Below are 17,149 nucleotides of genomic sequence, written 5' to 3'. Positions count from 1 at the left end.
TTGGCGCGTAGTCGCCACTTCTTACAAGGCTTCATAATTCGCCGACACGGCCCTTCACACATGGTGTGACCGATTGGCTTAGTAACCTTTTGCTCATGCCGCAAGGTGAACCCATCTGGATCTATAGCGCTGGCGATCCCGCCGATATTTTTGAGCATCTCGCACAGGAACTCAGATCTCGAGGTGTCGTGGTGACGGGACCCACTACGAACATTCCGACGCGTACGAGCGGTGTCGTTGTAGTTGCCATCAGCCGGCATTCTGGGGACTCAAAAATCAAAGTTGACGCCCTACGCCCTTTTCAGGGTCGGATCCTTCCCGTCGTCGAAGGTTTAGACGCCTCCCCCGTACTCAGCGACCTCTCCCAGCTTTACCTCGGTGAGTTAGGAGTCGAGCACGTTGCTGACCACATCATGCTTGTTTGGAGCATCGGTGGCGGTTCGCTCGCGGCTCTGACACTTCTCGAGGACAAGGCACGCCAATGGAGTGTGGCTGACAAGGCACCCAGCCACCTCCTCCGAGGAGCAGCTGTTGATGAAGCAATCCGGGTACTCAGTAAGGCTTCATCCGTAGCCACGAGGAACGTGAATCTTTATGTCAGGGCCGGCGTTGACAGACGGCAACGCAGAAACCGCCTGTTGGCATGGATCTCCGGAGTTGTCGCGGCGGCTTTGACTGCTGCATCCGGGATCGCATTGATCCAACAGCACGAGGCTGATGCGTCCCGCCTTCTGGCCAATAACAGAACTGCCGGCGCGGAAAGCGTGCGGTTGGCTGGTCTTGCCACGAGTCTTATCGGAACGGATCCAGATCTGCCGTGGTTGCTTGCGGAAGAGGCTCTCCACCAGAGCAACACTGCTGAAGCAATAGCAGCGGCCCGCCGTGTAGTTCAAAGCGCTCCGACCCATTTGAGCGTCCGTCTCCAAGCCCTTCCGCGTTTTCTGTCCACTGACCGAGAGTCGGGAACAATCGCTGTTCAGTATGTCGACGGAATCACTGAAATTCGACGTGGTGACGATGGTCGACTCATCCGTTCCATCCCTTCAAACCCGATGGACTCACCCGGCGTAGCCTTGGCACCTGGCGGAAAGCTCCTTGCCCTAGGAACGCGCTTGGTTGACAGTGGAACTGGGAACACAATCGATGAGGTAGACGGCAGTTTCTGCGGCTGGACCAACGACTCCAGAGCCGTGTTCCTAAAAAACGGCCGTTTGGGGATCCGCGATATCCCGGCAGGCGTTGTGACTCAAACACAGGTTTCCATCAACAATCCAGAGCAATTAATTTTCTCGACGGCGGCACATGTGCCGGTGGCTACGGTGCTAGACGGAAACCAGCTCTTGTCAGTGGACTTAACAACCGGAACAGCAATGGCCACAAAAACCATCGATGTTACCGGCGGTCGTGACCTCGCTACCAGCGATGACGGGACCCTGGTCTATGTTGCGCTGTCAGACGGCGCGAAGGGCTTCAAACGAACTGATGCCGGCCTAACCTCCGTGGATGTCCGTGGAAGCGGGAGCATGGTCGTGAGCACCGGCACGACTTGGGCAATTGGCGACAACGTACGTCCGACGACTCAGATTGGAATTAGTTCCGGCACAATTCTTAGCAGTTATGTGTCGCACCGTGGTCCAGTCGTTGGAATTGGCGCTTTACCGAATGGACGGACAGCAACAATTGGGGCTGACGGGTATTTGAGGCTCTGGGAATCGCCCCCATCGATCGCATATCCAAACGGCAGCGATCAGCTTCGTTCGGATTTGTTTTCGCGGGCTGCTCCCTCAAAGAGGGCGATGGACCGACCTCAAGCAGTTCTTTCGACTGATGGAACTGCCATCGTCGCATCAAATGCGTCCAATGGAACAGCCGCGATCCTTGACTCATCTGATTTCAGAAAGATCGCCGGTATGTTCGTCGGAAACAGTCCGTCCGCAACCATACCTCTGCCCGGAAAAGTCACTCTCCATTACGTGCCGGACCATGTCTTCACTGTCATCGACGTACAAAAATTACAGGTGTTGTGGCGCACCAAGGTTAGTGACTCGTTCGATCCACTAGTTGCCGCTGCTAACGATAAAGGCACCCGCGTCGGATTCGCTACGTCCACTGAGATGGTTACGATCGGAGCTGATGGTTCGTTCCACACCACATCCTTCAACTCGACGGCAACACCGGTTTGGATTGGGGTAACTGACGACTCGACGGCGACGGTCCTAAGTGATGGAAGGATTTTTCGCGACGATGCACCCAGCATTTCGTTGGCAGAGCTCGGCTCGCCGGTTGCCGCAGCTGGTGCTGCCCCTGGAGGTAGCATTTTTGCTATCGGCACTAACGGAACGCTGGCGGAAGAATCCGATGGAGAGTTGCGAAAGATCCTGCAACTCGACGCCGGGTTGGGGGCTTTTGCACTTCGAGTCTCCAACGATGGCTCGCAAGTTGCCGTCATAGGCCTGTCTGGAGGGGCAGTAGTGAATCCTGTGGATGGACATGTGCTACTAGACCTCACTCCTCAGGAAGCACGGTTTGCGGTCATCCGTGACTTGGTGATTGACGGCGGTACGGTCTGGTTGTTGAGGGCAGACGGTGGATTCCAAAAACTGAACCTCTCTACTGAAGATCAGCTGCTCCAGACCTTGGAACGGGATTCACCGCGAGAACTATCGGGCGAAGAGGCTGTTTCTCTTAAGAATACTGTGATCACCACAGGAGCTGGCTGATGGCCGACTTCGTAATCTCTTACGCATCCGTCGAGAGAAATCGTGCTCAGCAGGTTGTCGAAACCCTCCGATCAAGTGGGCACAGCGTTTGGATGGACAAGGCAACCGACGCCGGGGGACTCATCCGGGGCGGCATTCCAGGTGGACAGGAACACTGGAAGATCATCCAAGCTGCAATTGACGATGCCTCTACGTTCCTTATCCTGGAGACCGCGGCGTGGCATCAGTCGAAGTACTGCGCTGATGAGCATCAACATGCAAAGGATATGGGCAAACGTGTTGCAGCCCTAGGGGATGGGATCGAAGAAAAACCGCTTGAGGTCTTTGCCAGGGCGCCGGAGCATCAGCCCCTAGACCTCCTGCCGCAACTCTCTGAGGGCAACAACGTAGCGGCCGCCCATGCACGTTTGGTGGCAGAACTGAATTCAGGAACGTCCCCCCGAATTGGATTCGGGCGTCTACAAATAAAGGATGCGCAACTCCTGTCTATGGCTCAGCTACCACAGTTTGGCCTCGCGAAGGACAGTGAGCTTACAGCGCGAGTGGACAAGCTCCTTAAAGTCGGGCGGGGACGCCGACGATGGCTAGGTATTTCGTTGGCCGTAGTCATCGCGACGTTAGCAACGCTAAGTGTTGTGGCGTCCGTGGCGAGCCAGCAGGCTGGTGTAAGCAGCGCGGCTGCAGTTAACCGCGCCAATTACACGGCGTCTCTGCAGTTGGCGCAACAAGCGATGCAAGCACAGACGACATCTGACTCGGTCCAGTTGGCCCAGCGCGGATACGACCTCGACAATAACGACGCCACTCGAGCGGCCCTCAAGGCTGTGAACGCGAGAACCTACCGCTCAACCGTTGTTGTACCATCCGGTACAGCATCATCCGCTGCTATCTCCAACGATGGAAGATCCGCGCTAGTCATTCAGGGCTCTTCTCTCTACGTAACTGACGTGGCTGCCGGGCAGGTAACGACGCTGCCCCTCACATCAGGATCCTCACTTCCTCTCGCGATAAGTCCCGATGGACGGTTCGGTTTCTGGATTAGCACCTCGGGAGCGCTGGGCTGCATCGATGTCCCTGATCATCGGATTACGGAGTCTGTGCAGACCAAAGTCGTTGCAATTGATGTCGATGAAACAGGTGGCTTATGGTGGATTAACGCCGATGGAAGCCTTTTCCGGTCAATGGGGTGCCCGACTGAGGCTTCGCGGCCAGTCTCGAGCGGCTTCGGCTCTGTGGCGGCATTTCATATCACAGCCTCCCCCGCAAACATTTTTACGCTTACTACTAATGGTGTTGTCCACGTGAGGAAATTTGCACCTTCAGCCACAACTGCTGGTCCTCCGTCTAAGGAAATCACCGTCGGCTTGGTCCCAGCGGACAGCGATTCCTCTCGTAACACGACCACTCCTGACAGTGCATCTACGAATAGGCTTTTTCAATGCGGCGAAGTAGTTCATGTTGTCGCCGGGTTTAAGGGCCCGCTAAAGACCAGCGCCCACGTCGCATTGTCATTAGCGGGAGAACCCGTCAGTAAAAAGTTCGTCGGTACCGAGCTGAATGGCCTCGGATGCGCGCCCGACGGCAAGGCCTGGGGCGTTCCGATGTTGGACGCCAGACCGCAAGCTCTACCTAGCGGTGGTTCCGTTCCCGCCGACGGCATCGATGAACGCGACCGCTCTACTCGAGTCGTCATCGCGAACTCTGCAGACAGCAGCCACTCCATAGTTGTCCACGCCGATGGTCGAGTCGACTTACTCACCATCAAGTCAGTTCCGTGGGCTTCAGCCGTGGCTAACGCCGTCGTTGCAGTACCCATTCGTGACGGCGTTGTGACGGTGACTTCGTCGGGCCAAGCGCAACTAGTTAATAGTGCCGGCAGCTCAAGCCTCGGTAGCCTCGAGTCCGCACCGTCCCCATGGACGGTTACACATGGGGGTACCGCATACGTTGCAGCTGGCGACAGGGTCTTTGCCATCACAGTTGATGGCATAAGAGCATCGCCAAAGATGCCCGGAACTATCAGCACTATGAGAACCGCGGATCAGGGAAACTCTGTCATTGTCTCCGGATCGGGCTTCGTTGCTCAGCTCAGCCTAGATTTCTCGACCCCGGCGCAGGAGATTTCCTTGCCAAAGCTTTCAAATGGAGAATTGGTGTCCTCCGTCGTGCTGGACGAAGGCCGCCAGATCCTTGCCACTTCCTTTGGAAATGTCCTCGTGGTAGATGGTGTCGGCAACATCATTGCTCGCGCAGCCACTGGCGTCGCTGGAATTACCCATGCGAGAGTTCTTCCGGATCACACCGTCGTCGTTGTCGGTGGAAGCGGACGCATCAACAAATATACGAAGGACCTGCAACTTCTCAACTCACAGATGTTTGGACCTATGGCCGCTGACATACAAGTATCCGAAGACGGTCACACGCTGTTGGTTGCTCTCACAGGAAGTTTCTCTGTGTGGGTCGTAGACGGTGAAAACCTTCAACCCATTGCCAAAGTTGCGACCAAGGCCGACGCTCGCCTGGTCAAGATCAGCCCGGACGGTCACACCGTCGTACAACTTATTCCACCAACGGCATCTTCAGACGAGCCAGCACGCATCGTGCGGACCATCTTGTGAAAAAACTAAACACCATTTTCCGCACGAAGGGTCTGTGTGTTCATTTGAGCACTTAATTATGGAACAGAGGGCAACACGTAAGCAAAGAAGTCTCATTTTATAGCTTTAGACCTAGAAAAACCGAAGTGACGCTAGCATCCCCCGAATCTGTGCGTATTCGCTCGTTGTAGTGTATTCCGTTACTTCGTGCATCGTATTAAAACCAAGGCCAGCCGAAAAGAAGCCATACTTTCCGTTCGACTGAAAAAAGGCTGCCAAGTTGCACACCTTCGTAGTCCCCACAGGTTGCCCAGGACCCGAATACAGAGAAATGCCCAATCGCAGCGGCTTACCGTCTGGGTAGTAGGATGCGTCCGACCCCACATTCACTATCTCTGTCTTTATGGTTGTCGGCGCGGCTGATGTATCCATTCCCGGGATGTTTGCGGGCGTGGAGTCAAGGAGCTGATAGGGCTTGAGCGTTGCGCAAGGCTGAAAATCGAGTGGCGTATCGAAATTCAGTACCGCTATAGATCTGCCTGAGGAGTCGCGAACTTCGGCCCCCGTCTTGATCCGGGGGTCTGAAGGTTTCGTCACCGACCACACGGAAGGGTAGTTAAAACTAAGCCCCATCTCTGAGTCTTTGAAGGTCGCCGTATCATTCGACGATGTCGGGACAGGCAATGTCGCGGACCCGCCCGACGAACTACAGGAACTCAGCATCATTGACAGCAGGATCGCAACGCCCCCCATGCCGACAGACCGCCAAGCCATCCAGCGTGATCTCCCAGACCTCATGCCCCTCCTTTGATTTCTCACTACTGTGCAAAGACTAGTGCCAAGCCCAGCATTCCAGCGGTTGGCACGTCAGGAACCGCTTCCCGCAGAGCAGCGACCGCTCCACACACCAATCGGAGCTGCTTTTGACCGGGCAGCACCCGCATCACAACGTGGTCCGATGCCCCATCTCCGCTCGTTCCTAACAGCAAAGTCTCCCACCGTGATCGTGCAGTTTACGGTCGGCCAGTTGGCAATTTCCTGGGCGCACTTGGCATCGGTCTCCGGCGGTGCTGGCTTGCGTTGAATAGGGCAAGTTCAAACGTGGAGCCTGTCACATGGGCACCGTCCTCTCTCAGGAGACGGGCCTTCGTGCAGCGCTTGCGAAGACCGCTCCCCGGTTTCGCAAACACAGTAGGACAAGGTCGATCTGAAAACATCCATGCTCATGTCCCAACGCTAGAGGCTGTTTCTTAATGGCATAGACCACTATTTCTGTCCCTTGTTCGTCGTTTCTCGAAGTTCGGACAAGAGACGTCGTACCCCCTTGATATGGTGAACGAAAATTCAGTGAAAGGTTGGTAATGGGGCGTCGTCGGGGATTCTTCGCAGAAATGCAGCATCAGGCGCGGCTGGCTGAACAGCGGCAGCGGGCCGCAGTCCGTGAGCAGGCGGCCGCAGCCCGGCGGGCAGAGCAAGCCTTTAGGGCGGAACAACGAGCAACTGCTGCGTTCCAGCGGGCTTCAGAGGCTGAGCGGAAGCGTTTGGAGAAGGAAGCCGCAGATGCCCACGTCGCTGCCAAACAGGCTGAAGTGGAGCAACTGAACGCCGAGCTTATTGCCGTATACGACCAAGTCGATTCTCTTCTGGAAGCAACTCTCAACGTTGACGACTACGTGGATCTTGAATCACTCCGGCAGACAGCAAAGCATCCTCCTTTTGATCGGTCACTCGAGGTTCCGACGCCTCCCCCCGTTGTCCTCTTGGATCCCGAGGAGCCAATATTTCAGCCTCCTGCTCCCCCGGCTGGGTTGTTTGGCCGTAAGAAGAAGCTAGCTGAAGCGCAAGCCCAGGCTGAAGCAGAGTACGCAGCTGCCCGTGGTGCCTGGGAGGTTGAGATGAAGCGGCTGCCCGAGCGCCGTCGTCAACTCGCGGAACGTCATGCGGCAGCCGAGACGAGACGGCAAGAGCAACTTGCGCAAGCGCGCAAGGTCTACGAGGCCGAGTGCGCCGCTCGCGAAACAGAAGTCGCCGAACACAACGCCTCCCTGGATCAGTTGATCGCGGGCTTGGGTTATGGCGTCGTCGACGCAGTGCAGGAGTACGTTGGAATCGTGCTCGCGAACTCCGTGTACCCCGAAGCTTTCGAGGTGGAGCACGAATCCGAATTCGATCCTGCGACTGCTGAGCTTGCCTTGCGAACGCTCGTACCGGGCCCGGACAGTGTCCCAACGATCAAGTCCTACAAGTACGTCAAAGCATCGGATGAAATCACGCCGGTTGCTTTGTCTCAGAAGGACTCAAAGGACCGGTATTCCGGCGCTGTGCACCAAGTCGCGTTGCGTACACTGCACGAGGTCTTTGAAGCGGACCGGCGCGGTTTGATCCAGAGCATCTCTCTGGAAGTGGGAACGAATACCATCAACCCGGCGACTGGCCGCGACACCTACATTCCGTTCGTTGCTGTAGCTGTCCCACGCGACGCCTTCGCCGACATTGATCTTTCAGCCGTCGTACCGTCCGCCACTCTTGAGCATCTTGGGGCTTCAGTCTCGAAGAATCCGCTCGGTCTGGTTCCAGCCAATGTCTCTGGAGTGCGTACTTCCTGATGTCGGCTGAGCAAACAATGATTTTCAATCCCCCGCCCGGGTGGCCCAAGCCCCCGCTCTCGTGGCGCCCTCCTGCCGGGTGGACGCCCGATCCAACATGGCCGGCCCCACCCGAGGGCTGGCAATTATGGCTACCCGCCAACACTGACGGGGATGACCTAACTCAAACGCCGCCAGCGGCGGTCGACAGGCAAGACCAACCGGTCGTTAGCACCTCCGGCGGTCAGTCTTCAGAATCAGCCAGGATCGAGTTCCTCGAGGCAGAAAACAGCCTCTTGAAGCAACGTCTTGAACAGACCCCGACTGCCGCAGCGTCGTATGTTGAACTCAACGACGGACTGGTACTTCAAGAGGTCGGCATCTACCGCTACCATCACCCACTCGAGAACGCAGCCTCCTACCGTGACCGGCTAAGTGAGATCGAAACACGCATCGCCGACCTGGTACGGGCCGGTGGCGCCATCATCAAGTCCAACATGTTCACCTTTGACAACTCCTTGGCCAAGGGCAGACGGATGACCGAGGACTTGGCAAAGCTCATGCTCAGGGCATACAACGCCGAAGCAGACAGCAGCATCAGGTCACTCAAACTCGGCAACGTCATAACCGCCAAACGGCGTCTGGAAGCGTCACGAGTGGCCATCGCCAAGCTGGGCGCACTAATGGAAATGTACATCAGCGATGAATTCCATGACCTCCGACTCGAAGAGATTGAGCTTACAGCCGACTGGCTGATGAAGAAGCAGGAAGAAAAAGAAGCGCAACGTGAAGAGCGCGCCCGCCTACGCGAAGAACAACGCGTCGAAAGGGAACTCGCCGAGGAACGCTCTCGACTGGACAAAGAACGTTCACACCTCCTCAATGCCCTTGCTGCCCTCGGCGCCTCCGGCCAACACGACGAAGAACTTGAACAGCGTCTTAGAGAAGTCGACGAGGCCATCGCCCAGAACGACTTCCGTGCGGCCAATATTAGGGCCGGGTACATCTACGTGATCTCAAACCGAGGAGCCTTCGGCGAGGGGGTCGTGAAGATCGGTCTCACACGCAGGCTGGAGCCAGAACAACGCGTAGCCGAACTCAGTGGTGCATCCGTCCCCTTCCGATTCGACATCCACACCCTGTACTTCTCCGAAGATGCCGTCACTCTTGAGAACGAACTCCACAAACACTTCGCCGCCCGCGCCCTGAACCAGTCCAATCTCCGAAAAGAGTTCTTCTTCGCTACACCAGCCGAGGTACGCGATGTCCTGGAGCATAAGATCGGCAACCTGCTCGAATTCACAGAACATGCCGACTCAACCGAATACTTCCAGTCTGTCGGTTACTGGCCCCAGCGAGGCAATAACCAACTCACCGAACAGAGCTGAGTGCTATCCCTATGGCCAGCGCAGCACTTTCAAAGGGCCTATAACGACGCATCTGTCGTGTAAAAGCCGGGGCACCTCAGCAGATGGACCAGCGCGACGGACCTTGAACAGGGCTGGCGGTTCGAGCTTCTTGACGAAGTGCATCGTAGGCCGATCCCCGGGGCAAGGCAAGGCTCACCAGTCCCGTGCGGCCTCTACTCCCGACAAAAGGGCCAGCCGCTCGGCCGCGAGGGAACGACCCAACTCCAATTCAGACTCAGCCATGACCTTGTCGAGCGCATCGAACAATTCCCCGCGCTCCTCTGTCTCAATGAATGGGGACCGTCCGTCGAGGCGATTGAAGGCGCTGGCGTAATCACGCCCAACGTCCTCCAATCGTCCCACGGTGGACTCGTCGGACTCCCCTGAGAGCGCTGCGAGCACCTCGCTTCGTGTTTTCTTGAATTGCGCCACAGCTTTCTTGAACCGACCAGAACTAATGTGCTCGCGTCCGTCCCAGTCACGAAGCGGGTTTTCAAGATTCTCTTGAACCCATTCAGGCTTGCGTGCCTTGGTGATGCTGACACTTGTGCCGTTGGCCGCCTCAGACCGCCACCGACTCCGCATCGCAGAGGCGAATTCATGAGGGACGCTGTCTAGGTAGAGGTACTCGAGGTTGGGAACTTCGATAGGAAGCAAGCATTCGGCCTTCGTTATGCCGAACAGGTCGGAGATGAAGAGGTCCTGGAGCCGGCCGAGCCTGTTAAGCATTCCAGCGTTTGTGACCTGTCCGAGATTGCCTCCGAGAGTCAGTCTCTTCAGGTTGGGAAACGTAGACGCTATCCGAAGACAGTCCACTTCGGACAACCCAGTTGCCTTCAGGCTGCGCACATCATTTTGAACGGGCGCTCCCTCGGCGAGGGCACAGTCCAGGTCTGCGGGGGTCATTACAAGTTCCCCTGGTTCGTTCCACTCACGTTCGCCCCTGTCCCAAGCGCGTTGCCGGGCCAGCTGATAACCCACTCTCCAGCTGTTGGTGTAGCTATTCGACGGTTGGTCGTGAATCAGCGGCAGACTGCCAAAGACGCGAAAGCTTCGAGGAAGCACCTAGTCGCAATTGACGTAGGACAATCGGCCATTCCACGAATTGTGCGTCAGTACAAGAGGCTCAATGACGTCCAAGTCATCGGTTGATGATGGCTCCGGACCTGACCAATCCAGGTTAAGGACACCCACCTTTTTCCAACTTGGATCGATACTCGTGACTTGGGCCCCCACCCACTCACCGACGAGATCATTCGGACCAACGACGATGTCTCCGACGCCCAGCGGACGTGGCGGGACGGCTGAAGTTCTTCTGACACGATGGCAATCCTACGGACCACCCAGGCACGCAGGAAGTAAGGCTAATCAGCGCTTTCCCTCCCTGATCGTCGGCCTGAAATCCCGCGAAGGTATTTTGCACGACTGGAGCAACGACCCGCCATGCAAAGCGGCGACACACCTCAGCTAGGCCACACTTGGTATCCCAAACCCCCACCTGCCCACCCACCCCCTTGACTCCCATCCCCACCTTCCCTAAACTTTTCATAAAGCAGAATCTAAATTCCACAAAGCGGAAACTGAGGCCAAGCACCAAGGCCCAGTCGAAGCACAGAGGAAGATAGATCAAAGCCCCTCCTCGGAAGGACCTACGATGACGTACACAGTGAACTGCTCCATCCTCCTGACGGAGCTGCCCTTGCTCGAGCGCCCCGCCGCCGCGAAGGCAGCCGGTTTTGACGCCGTCGAGTTCTGGTGGCCCTTCGAAACCTCCGTCCCCACCGACGCGCAAGTAACCGAGTTTGAAACAGCCATCAAGGACGCCGGCGTTCAGCTCACGGGCTTGAACTTCAACGCCGGCAACATGCCCGGCGGCGACCGCGGCCTGGTTTCCTGGAAGGGACGTTGCTCGGAGTTCAAGGACAACATCGACGTCGTAGCCGGCATCGGTGAGCGCCTCGGTTGCAAGGCCTTCAACGCCCTCTACGGCAACCGCCAGGACGAGTTCACCCCTGAAGAGCAGGACGAACTCGCGGCAAAGAACCTCGCCGCAGCAGCAGAAGGCGTCGCCCGCATCGGCGGCACCGTCCTCCTCGAACCGGTCAGCGGCGCACCCAAGTACCCGCTCCTCACCGCCGAAGACGCACTCAAGGTCATCGCCCGCGTCAAGGCAGAATCCGGCGCTCAGAACATCAAACTCCTCGCCGACTTCTACCACCTGGCAGTCAACGGCGACGACGTCGAATCTGTCATCGAGAACCACGCCAAGGACTTCGGCCACATCCAGATCGCCGACAACCCCGGCCGCGGCGCTCCCGGAACCGGCACGCTCCCCCTCGGCGAATGGATCGCCCGCAGCCGCGAACTCGGCTACGAGGGCTACATCGGTTTGGAATACAAGGAACCGCAGGAGACGGCATTTAGCTGGGCCATCCGCCAGCGCGCCAACGCCAACTAAGCACCCAGCTCAACAAGCACACCTGAGCTAAATAGACTTTCAGAAAGCGAACCACAATGAGCAACGTTGCAGTCATCGGACTCGGAATCATGGGCCTCCCCATGGCCATCAACCTCGTCAAGGCCGGCCACACGGTCACCGGATTCAACCGCAGCCAGGACAAGATCGACAAGCTCGTCTCCGAAGGCGGCCAGGGTGCCACGAGCATCGCTGACGCCGTCAAGGACGCCGACGTCGTCATCACCATGGTCCCGGACTCCCCCGATGTTGAGGGTGTTGTTAGCGGCAAGGACGGCGTCTTCGCCAACGCGAAGAAGGGCACCCTCTGGATCGACGCATCCAGCATCCGCCCGGACGTCGCCAAGCGCCTCTCCGAAGACGCAGTAGCAGCCGGCATCCGCCCGCTCGACGCTCCCGTATCCGGTGGCGAGCAGGGCGCCATCGACGCCGTCCTGTCCATCATGGTCGGCGGCGAAGCAGCAGACTTCGAGGCAGCACAGGATGTCCTCAACGCAGTGGGCAAGACCATCGTCCACGTCGGCCCGTCCGGCTCCGGCCAGACCGTCAAGGCAGCAAACCAGCTGATCGTAGCCGTCAACATTCAGGTCCTCGGCGAGGCCATCGCCTTCCTCGAGGCCTACGGCGTAGACACCGACGCAGCACTGAAGGTCCTGGGCGGCGGCTTGGCCGGCTCCAAGGTCCTCGACCAGAAGGGTCAGAAGATGCTCGACCGCAACTTCGACCCCGGCTTCCGCTTGGCCCTCCACCACAAGGACCTCGGCATCGTCACCTCCGCAGCCCGCGAAGCCAACGTCGCTGTCCCGCTCGGCGCAGTTGTCGCCCAGCTCGTCGCCGCAACCGTCAACCAGGGCGACGGCGGCCTCGACCACTCGGGCCTCTTCAAGCAGGTCCTCCAGCTCAGCGGCCGGAAGTAAGGCACTAAGCACCTAAGAGTTTGTGTACAGATAACGCCCGGAAAACACCTTCTAAAGGGCGTTATCTGTACACAAACTCGCTTCAGCACACCCAAAAATAGACTTCAAGGAGTACACCATGGCAAAGATGCGCACCGTTGATGCGGCCGTAGCCATCCTGGAAAAGGAAGGCGCAACCGAAGCTTTCGGTCTGCCCGGCGCAGCGATCAACCCCTTCTACTCAGCAATGCGTGCCCACGGCGGCATCCGCCACACGCTGGCCCGCCACGTTGAAGGCGCCAGCCACATGGCCGACGGCTACAGCCGCGCAGCTGATGGCAACATCGGCATCTGCATCGGCACGTCGGGCCCTGCTGGCACGGACATGATCACCGGGCTGTACGCGGCCCAGGCTGATTCCATCCCCATGCTTTGCATCACCGGCCAGGCTCCGGTAGCCAAGCTGCACAAGGAAGACTTCCAGGCTGTGGACATCGAGTCCATCGCCAAGCCGTTGACCAAGTTCGCCATGACCATCCTGGAGCCGGGCCAGGTTCCCGGTGCGTTCCAGAAGGCCTTCCAGCTGATGCGTTCGGGTCGTCCGGGCCCGGTCCTGCTGGACCTGCCCATCGATGTTCAGATGGCCGAGATCGAGTTCGACATCGACGCCTACGAGCCCCTGCCCATTGAGAAGCCCAAGGCTTCCCGCAAGCAGCTGGAAAAGGCACTGGACCTGCTGACCGCATCCCAGCACCCGCTGATCGTTGCCGGTGGCGGCATCATCAACGCAGGTGCTTCGGCCCAGCTGGTTGAGCTGGCCGAGATCCTGAACGTTCCGGTGATCCCCACCCTGATGGGCTGGGGCGCCATCCCGGACGACCACCAGCTGATGGCTGGCATGGTTGGCCTGCAGACCTCGCACCGCTACGGCAACGAGACGTTCCTGCAGAGCGACTTCGTGATCGGCATCGGCAACCGTTGGGCCAATCGTCACACCGGCGGCCTGGACACCTACACGGCCGGCCGTAAGTTCGTGCACATCGACATTGAGCCGACGCAGATCGGTCGCGTTTTCTCGCCGGACTTGGGCATTGCGTCCGACGCCGGTGCGGCGCTGGACGGTCTGTTGGAGCTGGCTCGCGAACGCCAGGCTGCCAACACCCTGCCGGACTACTCGGGTTGGGTTGCCGAGTGCCAGGAGCGTAAGGGCTCCCTGCACCGCAAGACCAACTTCGACAACGTGCCGATTAAGCCGCAGCGCGTGTACCAGGAGATGAACAAGGCCTTCGGCCGCGACACCACCTACGTGTCCACCATTGGCCTGTCGCAGATCGCCGGCGCCCAGATGCTGCACGTGTTCGGTGCCCGCAAGTGGATCAACGCAGGCCAGGCAGGCCCGCTGGGTTGGACCGCTCCCGCAGCCTTGGGCGTTGTTCGTGGAACCCCGGACGCCACCGTTGTTGCACTGTCCGGTGACTACGACTTCCAGTTCATGATCGAGGAACTGGCCGTAGGCGCACAGTTCAACCTGCCGTACATCCACGTTGTGGTGAACAACAGCTACCTGGGCCTGATCCGTCAGAGCCAGCGCGGCTTCAACATGGAACAGAACGTTTCCCTGGCCTTCGAGAACATCAACAGCCCGGAGACCAACGGCTACGGCGTGGACCACATCAAGGTTGCCGAGGGCTTGGGCGTCAAGGCCATCCGCGTTGAGGACCCGAACGATCTGCCTGCCGCTTTCGATAAGGCCAAGGCACTGATGGGCGAGTTCAAGGTTCCCGTGGTTGTTGAAGTGATCCTGGAAAAGATCACCAACATCTCCATGGGCGTTGAGATCAACGGCGTGAACGAGTTCGAAGAGTTGGCAGAGACCGCGGCGGACGCACCCACCGCGATCCTGACCAAAGCGTAAGCGTCTGCCGGCACAACAACAGTAAGGAGGCACCGGAATGCGTGTTGTCATCGCCCCGGACAAATTCAAGGGCTCACTGTCCGCGCCCGACGTCGCCAAGCACCTGGCAACAGGACTGCTGGCGGGGTTCGGCCAAGGCATTGAAGCAACACGCATTCCGGTGGCCGACGGCGGCGAAGGAACCATCGACGCCGCCATCGGCTCCGGCTTCACCCGCCGGACCACCACCGTCACTGGCCCGCTCGGCGAGCCAGTGAAGGCCGACTTCGCGGTGCGGGATCAGGAAGCTGTCATCGAAATGGCGGCGGCTTCCGGTCTCGCCCTCCTCCCGGACGGCCCCACGTCCCAGACGGCCAAAACCGCAACCAGCATCGGCACGGGTGAACTCATCCGCGCCGCGCTGGACCTCGGCTGCCGCAAGATCATCCTGGGTGTCGGCGGCAGCGCCAACACCGACGCCGGCGCAGGAGTCCTGCAGGGCCTCGGCGCCGTCTTCCTGGACGGGAACGGCAACGAGCTTCCGGGCGGCGGTGCAACTCTCGCCGAAATCGAGACCATCGACTTCTCCAACTTCGACGTCCGCGTCGAAGCAACGGAGTTCGTGTTGGCGTCCGACGTCGACAATCCCCTTTTGGGGGCCAGCGGAGCCCCAGCCATCTTCGGTCCGCAGAAGGGCGCGACGCCGGACGACGTCACCTCGCTGGATGCGGCACTGAGCCACTTCGTTGACGTCCTCGCAGCCACCACCGGACAACAGGCCAAGTTCGCTGCCAAGGCAGAAGGCGCTGGAGCGGCAGGCGGCGTTGGCTACATTGCCATCGCGGCACTGAAGGCAGAGCGGCGGCCGGGCATCGACGTCGTGCTTGAATTCACGGAGCTGGAAGAACGCCTGAAGGGCGCCGATCTGGTGATCACCGGAGAAGGCAGCCTGGACGAGCAAAGCCTGCTCGGCAAGACCCCCATGGGCGTCTCCCGCGCGGCGCAGAGGAACGGGGTTCCCGTGATCGCAGTGTGCGGCCGGAGTACCCTGAGCCGGGAACAACTCACGGATGCCGGCTTCCACACGGTCCACGCACTGACCGATCTGGAAAAAGATGTCCAAAAATGTATCGCAGAAGCAGGTCCGTTGCTTGAACAATTAGGTAAGCACATAGGCGTGTACCTGGCGGAACGGACCGAAAACAAGGAGTACCTCAATGTCTGAAGCAATCGGCGCCTATGACCTCGTTATCCGGGGCCAGCGCATCCTCACCACCGCAGGCATCGCAGCCCGCGAAGTTGGCATCCGCGATGGCGTCATCGTCGCGATCGAACCCCTCGGCAACGGCCTGACCGGCAACGAGGTCATCGAACTCGCAGACGACGAAACGCTCCTCCCCGGATTGGTGGACACCCACGTCCACGTCAACGAGCCCGGCCGCACCGAGTGGGAAGGCTTCGCCTCCGCCACGCGTGCCGCAGCTGCCGGTGGCGTGACCACCATCATCGACATGCCGCTGAACAGCATCCCGCCCACCACCACCGTGGACGGCCTGGAGCAGAAGCGCGTGGTCGCCAAGGACCAGGCATTCGTGGACGTCGGATTCTGGGGCGGTGCCATCCCGGGCAACAAGGCCGACCTCCGCCCGCTGCACGACGAAGGCGTCTTCGGCTTCAAGTGCTTCCTCCTGCACTCCGGCGTGGACGAGTTCCCCCACCTCGATGCAGACGAGATGGAAGAGGACATGGCTGAGCTCAAGTCCTTCGACTCCCTCATGATCGTGCACGCCGAGGACTCCCACGCTATTGACCGCGCCCCGCACCCCGGCGGCGACCACTACGAAACCTTCCTCGCTTCCCGCCCCCGCGGTGCCGAGAACAAGGCAATCGCCGAGGTCATCGAACGCGCACGCTGGACCGGCGCCCGCGCCCACATCCTGCACCTCTCCTCCTCGGACGCGCTGCCCATGATCGCCTCAGCCAAGCGCGACGGCGTCAACCTCACCGTTGAGACGTGCCCGCACTACCTGACGCTCATGGCCGAAGAAATCCCCGACGGCGCCACGGCGTACAAGTGCTGCCCGCCCATCCGCGAGGCCTCCAACCGCGAGCTCCTCTGGAAGGGCCTGCAGGACGGCACCATCGACTGCATCGTCTCGGACCACTCCCCCTCCACACTGGACCTGAAGGACCTGGAGAACGGCGACTTCGCTGTTGCATGGGGCGGCGTTTCCTCGCTGCAGCTTGGCCTGTCCCTGATCTGGACCGAAGCGCGCCACCGCGGCATCCCGCTGGAACAGGTGGTCTCCTGGATGGCTGAGAAGCCCGCTGCCTTGGCCCGCCTGCACAACAAGGGCCAGCTCGCACTGGGCTACGACGCCGACTTCTCCATCTTCGCCCCGGACGAAGCCTTCGTTGTCGACGTCACCAAGCTCAAGCACAAGAACCCGATCACGCCGTACGACGGCCGTCCCCTGGCCGGCGTCGTCCGCAAGACTTACCTGCGCGGCACCCCCATTGACGGCCAGAACCCCGGCGGCAAGCTGCTCCGCCGCGGCAACGTTTAGGTCAA

Annotated in this window: 10 protein-coding genes; 9 read left to right on the top strand and 1 reads right to left on the bottom strand. The window is 59.3% G+C overall.

The genetic code is table 11. The features are described 5' to 3' along the window. Positions 1-95 precede the first annotated feature (95 nt). The 4 genes from HAV21_RS15215 (at position 96) to HAV21_RS15200 (ending at position 9,290) form a co-directional block, all read left to right on the top strand. Positions 96-2,720: a hypothetical protein gene (locus HAV21_RS15215; RefSeq protein ID WP_166842319.1), complete on the top strand. Its 2,625-nt coding sequence runs from the start codon at positions 96-98 to the stop codon at positions 2,718-2,720. Next, positions 2,720-5,338 carry a toll/interleukin-1 receptor domain-containing protein gene (locus HAV21_RS15210; RefSeq protein ID WP_166842318.1) on the top strand — a complete coding sequence of 873 codons (2,619 nt, stop codon included), beginning with the start codon at positions 2,720-2,722 and terminating at the stop codon, positions 5,336-5,338. Before HAV21_RS15215 ends, HAV21_RS15210 begins: the two co-directional genes overlap by 1 nt. Positions 5,339-6,678: 1,340 nt before the next feature. Next, positions 6,679-7,923 carry a hypothetical protein gene (locus HAV21_RS15205; RefSeq protein ID WP_243753318.1) on the top strand — a complete coding sequence of 415 codons (1,245 nt, stop codon included), beginning with the start codon at positions 6,679-6,681 and terminating at the stop codon, positions 7,921-7,923. 275 nt (positions 7,924-8,198) lie between these two features. Beyond that, positions 8,199-9,290 carry a DUF4041 domain-containing protein gene (locus HAV21_RS15200; protein WP_243753317.1) on the top strand — a complete coding sequence of 364 codons (1,092 nt, stop codon included), beginning with the start codon at positions 8,199-8,201 and terminating at the stop codon, positions 9,288-9,290. Between the two features lie 174 nt (positions 9,291-9,464). Here the strand turns inward: HAV21_RS15200 and HAV21_RS15195 are convergent, their stop codons facing one another. Further along, on the bottom strand, positions 9,465-10,040 hold the full coding sequence (locus HAV21_RS15195; RefSeq protein ID WP_243753316.1) for a hypothetical protein: 576 nt from the start codon (positions 10,038-10,040) through the stop codon (positions 9,465-9,467). Between the two features lie 925 nt (positions 10,041-10,965). Here HAV21_RS15195 and HAV21_RS15190 point away from each other — a divergent pair. From HAV21_RS15190 to allB, 5 genes are all read left to right on the top strand, one after another. Beyond that, the gene (locus tag HAV21_RS15190; RefSeq protein WP_166842316.1) at positions 10,966-11,769 is read left to right on the top strand and encodes a TIM barrel protein; all 804 of its coding nucleotides are present in this window, start codon (positions 10,966-10,968) and stop codon (positions 11,767-11,769) included. A gap of 56 nt (positions 11,770-11,825) precedes the next feature. Continuing rightward, complete coding sequence (locus tag HAV21_RS15185) at positions 11,826-12,704, top strand: 2-hydroxy-3-oxopropionate reductase (RefSeq protein WP_166842315.1); 879 nt, start codon at positions 11,826-11,828, stop codon at positions 12,702-12,704. A gap of 118 nt (positions 12,705-12,822) precedes the next feature. Further along, the gene (gene gcl, locus HAV21_RS15180) at positions 12,823-14,598 is read left to right on the top strand and encodes a glyoxylate carboligase (protein ID WP_166842314.1); all 1,776 of its coding nucleotides are present in this window, start codon (positions 12,823-12,825) and stop codon (positions 14,596-14,598) included. A gap of 37 nt (positions 14,599-14,635) precedes the next feature. Further along, entirely contained in the window at positions 14,636-15,802 is a 1,167-nt protein-coding gene (locus tag HAV21_RS15175) for a glycerate kinase (protein WP_166842313.1), read from the top strand. Further along, on the top strand, positions 15,795-17,144 hold the full coding sequence (allB, locus tag HAV21_RS15170; RefSeq protein WP_166842312.1) for an allantoinase AllB: 1,350 nt from the start codon (positions 15,795-15,797) through the stop codon (positions 17,142-17,144). Before HAV21_RS15175 ends, allB begins: the two co-directional genes overlap by 8 nt. Positions 17,145-17,149 lie beyond the last annotated feature (5 nt).

It is taken from the genome of Paenarthrobacter sp. MSM-2-10-13, from assembly GCF_011605365.1.
GTDB lineage: Bacteria > Actinomycetota > Actinomycetes > Actinomycetales > Micrococcaceae > Arthrobacter.
The sequence above is the reverse complement of the archived record's forward strand: the minus strand, read 5'-3'. Positions and strand labels throughout refer to the sequence as shown.